This is a genomic window from Paenibacillus terrae (genome assembly GCF_000943545.1).
Lineage (GTDB): Bacteria > Bacillota > Bacilli > Paenibacillales > Paenibacillaceae > Paenibacillus > Paenibacillus terrae_A.
In genome coordinates this window covers 1-6,331 of record NZ_JTHP01000139.1, presented here as the reverse complement: position 1 = coordinate 6,331, position 6,331 = coordinate 1, and the positions used below count along the sequence as shown (strand labels likewise).

7 protein-coding genes are annotated in these 6,331 nt (G+C 49.4%); 2 read left to right on the top strand and 5 right to left on the bottom strand.

Annotation, left to right across the window (positions count from 1 at the left end; genetic code table 11):
• The coding region (locus QD47_RS33590; protein ID WP_044649388.1) for a hypothetical protein at positions 1 to 212 on the top strand (212 nt) is incomplete at its 5' end.
• Positions 213 to 371: 159 nt separating this feature from the next.
• On the opposite strand, the gene QD47_RS29015 is transcribed toward QD47_RS33590, so the two are convergent.
• From QD47_RS29015 to QD47_RS28995, 5 genes are read right to left on the bottom strand one after another with little or no spacing between them, the layout of a single operon-like run.
• Complete coding sequence (locus tag QD47_RS29015) at positions 372 to 1,700, bottom strand: ABC transporter permease (protein ID WP_044649387.1); 1,329 nt, start codon at positions 1,698 to 1,700, stop codon at positions 372 to 374.
• Positions 1,693 to 2,595, bottom strand: a complete 903-nt coding sequence (locus tag QD47_RS29010) for an ABC transporter ATP-binding protein (RefSeq protein ID WP_044649386.1) — start codon at positions 2,593 to 2,595, stop codon at positions 1,693 to 1,695. Before QD47_RS29010 ends, QD47_RS29015 begins: the two co-directional genes overlap by 8 nt.
• Complete coding sequence (locus tag QD47_RS29005) at positions 2,592 to 3,500, bottom strand: ATP-binding cassette domain-containing protein (RefSeq protein ID WP_152643907.1); 909 nt, start codon at positions 3,498 to 3,500, stop codon at positions 2,592 to 2,594. Before QD47_RS29005 ends, QD47_RS29010 begins: the two co-directional genes overlap by 4 nt.
• A 26-nt stretch (positions 3,501 to 3,526) precedes the next feature.
• Positions 3,527 to 3,928 carry a GntR family transcriptional regulator gene (locus QD47_RS29000; RefSeq protein ID WP_044649384.1) on the bottom strand — a complete coding sequence of 134 codons (402 nt, stop codon included), beginning with the start codon at positions 3,926 to 3,928 and terminating at the stop codon, positions 3,527 to 3,529.
• 39 nt (positions 3,929 to 3,967) lie between these two features.
• Positions 3,968 to 4,687, bottom strand: a complete 720-nt coding sequence (locus QD47_RS28995) for a hypothetical protein (protein WP_044649383.1) — start codon at positions 4,685 to 4,687, stop codon at positions 3,968 to 3,970.
• 324 nt (positions 4,688 to 5,011) lie between these two features.
• Between QD47_RS28995 and QD47_RS28990 the strand changes: the two genes are divergently transcribed.
• Positions 5,012 to 6,271: a DUF438 domain-containing protein gene (locus tag QD47_RS28990; protein ID WP_044649382.1), complete on the top strand. Its 1,260-nt coding sequence runs from the start codon at positions 5,012 to 5,014 to the stop codon at positions 6,269 to 6,271.
• Positions 6,272 to 6,331 lie beyond the last annotated feature (60 nt).

Below are 6,331 nucleotides of genomic sequence, written 5' to 3'. Positions count from 1 at the left end.
CAATGGAAAATGGGTGGGTTCACAATGAACCCACCCATTTGGAGAAATTAAATATTATTTATTTTCTTTTACCGAACGACCACAGTCCCACGCAAGGCTTCCAAGCCCATCATTCCTCCCTGAACGGCTTCTTTAGCATTGAACCTGTTGTACTCATGGCCATCCCAAACACAATCAGTAGTACCGTACTCAACAACATCAGCGTATTTTAATTCTTTTCTTTTGTAATTTTAAAGCTGTCCCCTCAAATAGTTTATTTCTCCGCCATCTTCTTCTATTCGGACATCATGCAACAACTTAACTAATGTATATCAATTCATAAATATTCATTTCTCATCAATTGTGACACCACACACAAATCAAATTCAATCCTATATCTTGTACGCCTTCATCGCCTTACGCAGCTCCTTGAACGAAGGGCGCTTGCCGTACATTAAGACGCCAGTACGGTAGATTTTGGCGGCTAGCCAGCCGAAGAACAGAATGGATGCAACCAGTATGGCAAGTGACAGCCAGATTTCCAGCAGGCTCGCCCGCTCCAGACCAATCCGCAGCAGCATGACGGTCGGCGAAAAAAACGGAATATACCCGGCGACCTTGACGAACATCGTGTCAGGTGCGGCGATATTGAAGATACCGATATAAAAGGCTGCCAGTGACAACATGGTAATCGGCATGACCGCCTGCCCCAATTCTTCGGTACGGCTGACAATGGAGCCGACAGCAGCGAACAATACCGCGTACAGGAAGTAACCGAGGATGTAGAAAACCAGGCCAAATCCAAGCACTGTGGTATTCAACTGCGACAGATCCAGCCCAGCCGAGCTGAGGATGACGCTGTTATGCGGAAGCATAAGGTTGGTGCACACTACAGCGGCAAAAACAGCAATTTGCATCAAGCCCACCAGGAAGATACCAATAATTTTCCCAAACATCTGGGTCAAAGGCGATACACTCGTAATGAGTATTTCCATGATACGCGAGCTTTTTTCCGAAGTCACTTCTGAAGCAATCATATTGCCTGTCATCATCGACGAGGTGAAGAACAAAATCATGAGTACATAGACCAAGCCATAGTTAATCATGGAAGCTTCTTTGTCCCCTGTTCCGGCAGCATGACCTGCCTCAGACGGACTGTTCACTTCTCGGCTGTCCACGGTTACAGGCGTGCTAATTTCACGGACTTGTTCACGAGTCAACGCATTTCCGCCAATCATAGCCTTGACCTTTGCCTCCTGAAGTCCGGTTTGTAGCAATGTGATTACAGCCGGGGACGGCGCTTTTTCAACCGATACGTACTCTACCTTGGGAATAGCTTCTCCCGTTGCGGTAGGCTGCGCAAACTCCACATAGCCTTGCAGCTCCCCGTCTTTCAAGGCTTGCTGCATTGCGGGAGCTTGTGCGTTGTCATAACGCACCCAGGTAGCTGCCGGGTTGGACTGAGCCTTCGTAAATTGCTCCAGCTGATCCGCGATCTCAGTCCGGCTTCCGGCGATCAGTCCCAAACGATGATGCTCAGCAGCCGATTTACCAGAACCCCCTGCGCCACCCATTCCTTCTCCCTTAAACAAAGAAATCAGATACGGCAAATTCATGCCAATGGTAATGAGCAATGCCAGCACCAGCGTTGTAATGACAAAAGATTTGGTTCTCGCCTTCTGGCGAAACGTAAAACCGATAACCGTACCCAGTCTATTCATGAGAATCACCCACCTCTCGTATGAAAATTTCATTCAGCGTAGGCTCTTTAATTTCAAAATGCTCTACATCTGTTTGCTCCAACGCCGTTTGTAAAATCAACTTGGCCGCATCCGGCTGTTCAATATGCAGCATCCAGCCCCGGTCCATTCGCTCTACAAGGCGCACGCCGGGCAGTTGTTCCAGTCCGTTCACTTCGCCAGTCGTGATGAGACGAACTTTTTCACGCGGGTAGCGACCTTTAATCTCCTGCACATTTCCCTGCACAACTGTATTCGAACGATGCAAAATCGTAATATGGCGGCACAGCTCCTCCACATGCTCCATACGGTGAGTCGAGAATAAAATTGCAGCCCCGTCGTCCCGCAGCTCCTTCACCGTATCCTTAAGCAGCTCGACGTTCACAGGATCAAGCCCGCTGAATGCCTCATCCAAAATGAGCAACGTCGGGCGATGCACAACGGCTGCAATAAAGCCCATTTTCTGCTGATTACCCTTGGATAACTCTTCAATCCGCTTATTGTAATATTCAGGCACGCCGAAGCGTTCCAGCCAATAGCGCAGACTTTTGTCCGCATCCTTGGACGACATTCCGCGCAGCCTGCCTAAATAGTTAATTTGCTCGCTCACCTTTACCTTGGGATACAACCCTCGTTCCTCAGGCAAATAACCCATCGTCCGTTGAAGCTCCTTGCTATATGGCTTGCCCTCATATTGAATGCTTCCGCCATCAGGGTAAATCAGACCGAGTACCATGCGCATCGTTGTCGTTTTGCCTGCTCCATTGCCTCCCAGCAGTCCGTAAATCTCACCGGCACCCACATCCAGCGAAATTCCGTTAACCGCCGTGTGGTTGCCATATTGCTTCACAACCTGCTCCAATTGCAGCATACTCATGAATCTCCAGCCCCCTTTTTCTCCCCTAAAATCTCTGTACCTCCCGGGATTTGTCCCGCAGACCAATGCCATAAAATATCATCCAGCTCCAGACTCCGTATACGAATCGGGCGAATGCCCGCCTGCTCCAATATCGCGCTGGCTTCTCCGGCTGCCAACGTTACAATTCGCTGCAATCCGCCTTCGCTCTCTGTCTCTATAACTCCCGGCAGCTCCGATGCTTCCTCCGGCGTCCCCTCAAACCACATTTCCTTGCTATTTTCGAGCAAGTGGTCCTTTTCCAGCTTGCCGAGCAGCCGTCCTTCATGCATCAGAACAATATAATCGGCCAGGCGCTTGATCTCGTCCATGATATGAGTGGCAATAATAACCGTCGTTTTGCCGTTTTCCATACAATCCCGCAGCTCCTCCAGCATAATCTTCCATGCAAAAGGGTCCAATCCCGACGAAGGTTCATCAAGCAGCAGCAAACGGGGATGAGGTGCCAAGGCAGCAGCCAGCTCAAACTTGCGGCGCTCACCCTTGGACATACGCGATAATCTCGTGTGCTGCGGGACCTGAAAGCGTTCCAGCAACCGCTGGAAACGCGTTTCGTCCCAGCCCGGATACCATAATGCCCGAAAAGCCGCTGCTGCTTCTGCTGTAAGTCGGTCTTCCTCACGGGTCGGCTGCTCCGGCACATATCCAACCCACTGCCGCGTATCTACGGGCATACCATCTGGATACGCCTGACCGAACCAGCGAATTACACCGGAATCCGGGTGGATAAGCTGGGTTAGCAGATGCAGCAATGTGCTCTTCCCTGATCCGTTATGTCCTGCCAAAGCGACCACATAGCCCGGTTCAATCGTCAAATTAATCGGCCCGATCTCCCGGTTTCCACGCTTTTTATAGACTTGGCTCATCTCTATGATTGGTGTTTCCACGGGCTTCACTCCTTCGCTTGGACTTCATACGTTCTCTTCACCATGTCTGCGAAAAGCTCCAACAATTCCTGTTCTGTCATCTGTACCGCCATGCCTGTAGCAATCGCCGCCTCCAATGCCTCGGTCACTGCTTTAAGGCGGTAGCCTGAGCGTAGATCTTCCTCGACCAGAGCTACGAAGGTTCCCGTTCCCTGCCGGGTACGAAGCAAGCCTTCGTTTTCCAAATCCTGATAAACCCGCCGGACGGTAATCACGCTGCAACGGAGTGTCCCCGCAAACTCTCGTATGGAGGGAAGCAGCGTCCCCGCTGCGATCTGTCCGGTTACGATGAGTGAACGAAGCTGCTTTTCAATCTGCGCATACAGCGGTTCCGCGCTGTTCTCATCAATTTGCACCGGTATGTTCACCTGCTTCTCCCCCCCTTATTGATCTTTATATACACGCCGCTAAGCCAGATCCCGCTTCATGAGCCTGCGCAGTGTCATCCGATAGGACACGAACATGCCGATAGCCCCTGCCACCAGCGCTCCCCACATCACCGGAGATAATAGCTGCCACTCCTTGCTGAAATATGCCGTCGTCGATACCAGATTCATCCCGTATATTCGAACTACAATCGCGATTATTCCGCAAACCAGCATGATCACAAGCGATAGCCAGAAATAGGCTTTCCCTTTTTTAAGAAACTCCAAATGAATATAAATGGCCTGAATCAGCATCCCGTAACCGACCCAAGTGAGCGCAAACGATACAAAAAAGCCTGTGCCAGCATATACCCGAAGCGTACCTGACAACGTAAACAAAAGGATAAAAAATAGCACGCTATTCACGATAAACGCCAAAACCGCCTGTTGAATTCGGCTCATAATCACCGCACTCACCGGTATGGGCAATATGCGGAGAAAAGCCAGCATGTGCGTATAGGAATCTTCCTGCAAATATTTGAATGTACGTCGGTTATAAATGAATCCGAGAAACGGAATCAGCACCAGCATGACAAAATCGGATGCCGGATTCAAGGCTCCACTCTCACCCAACTGCATACTTACAACAAAGCTCATGGTAAATCCCAGGTACATAATAAACAGTAACGTCCACAGCATTACATAAGGATTATTGCGAAAATCCTGACGAGTGATCATCCATGCCTGCTTCATGATTGTCATTTTCTTATCCTGATCCCTTCTGCACTACCCGTAACGACGCCCTCTGCCTCACATGACTTCTGAGCTACCGTCACAGTATTAAGTGTTATTACTGTATATATCTTTATACACAGTATATAAACTAAGAATCACACCTGTCAACACTAAGACCGTACATTTCTCCAAATAAGTTGGCCCAAAGGCGCCCTTTATCGCTCGTACAGTCCACTCCGCCAAATTGTGCGTACAATCACAAAAGCCCGCAAATACCTATGCTACCCTATAACTGATAAACATTCTCATTCAAGGCGATAAACGCATTCAAACATAAAGGAGCGAACCATCATGAGCGAGCTGATTAACAACCGCGAACACACAGCAAAGGAACTCACAGAACGCCAGCAAATATTAAAGGAAATTATGAAGGAACTACATGACGGGAAAAGCGTGGATGAAGTCAAAGCGCGCTTCGCAGTGGCAGTTGGCGGGGTAAGTGTGGCAGAAATTTCGGCCATGGAGCATGCCCTGATGACCGAGGAAGGAATCCCAGTGTCGGAGGTGCAGCGTCTCTGTTCCGTCCACACGTCGATATTCAAGGGCTCGATTGAGGATATTCACCGTCCTTCCGGACCGGAGGAACAGCCGGGACATCCCGTTCATACCTTCAAGCTGGAAAATCGTGAGATTGAACGGCTGGTCAACTTCCAGCTCGCACTGCACGCAGATCAATTTCAAAAGGATGATAGCCCCAAAATCATTTACAAGCTGCTGGAGGATTTAAGTCTGCTGCTGGATCTTGATAAGCACTATAGCCGTAAAGAAAATTTGGTCTTCCCTTATTTAGAACGCTATGGAATCTTCGGCCCAACCAAGGTAATGTGGGGAGTGGACGATAGTATTCGTAACGCTATCAAGGAAGCGAAGAATCTGCTCACCCAATATAATGGGAACAAAGAACTTATTGGGCAGACGCTCACCCATATCATGACCGAAGTGAACGAAATGATATTCAAGGAAGAGAATATTCTGCTGCCGATGGCGCTGGGTAAGCTGACAGAGGATGAGTGGCTGAAAATAGCCCGTGAAAGTGCAGAAATCGGGTTCTGCCTGACCGCTCCCGAGCGGGAATGGATACCTGAGCGGGCAGAGGAGCCTGTGGAAATGGATGAGCAACAGGAAGGAACATCAGGAACTCCCCAGGGGTTTGTGCGATTCGAGACGGGGATTGTGTCTGTGCAACAATTGGAGCTGCTGTTGAATCATCTGCCCGTCGATCTGACATTTATAGACGAGCACGATGTTGTTCGTTATTTCTCCCATGGTAAAGAACGGGTCTTCGCCCGTACGAAGGCCGTCATTGGACGTACCGTGCAGAATTGCCACCCGCCGCAAAGCGTGCATGTCGTCGAGAAGCTGCTGGAGGATTTTAAGGCTGGCCGCAAGGATGCTGAAGATTTTTGGATTCCGATCAAGGACAAATTTGTCTATATCCGCTATTTTGCCATCCGTGATGCAGAAGACCGCTATCTGGGAACGCTAGAATTCACGCAAAACATCGCACCTATTCGTGCCTTGGAAGGACAAAAGCGTATTCTATCCGAGTAATCATTATCCGCTACAAAAAGATTACTCACCGTATTCCTGTCGCCTCCAGCTAACATCAAG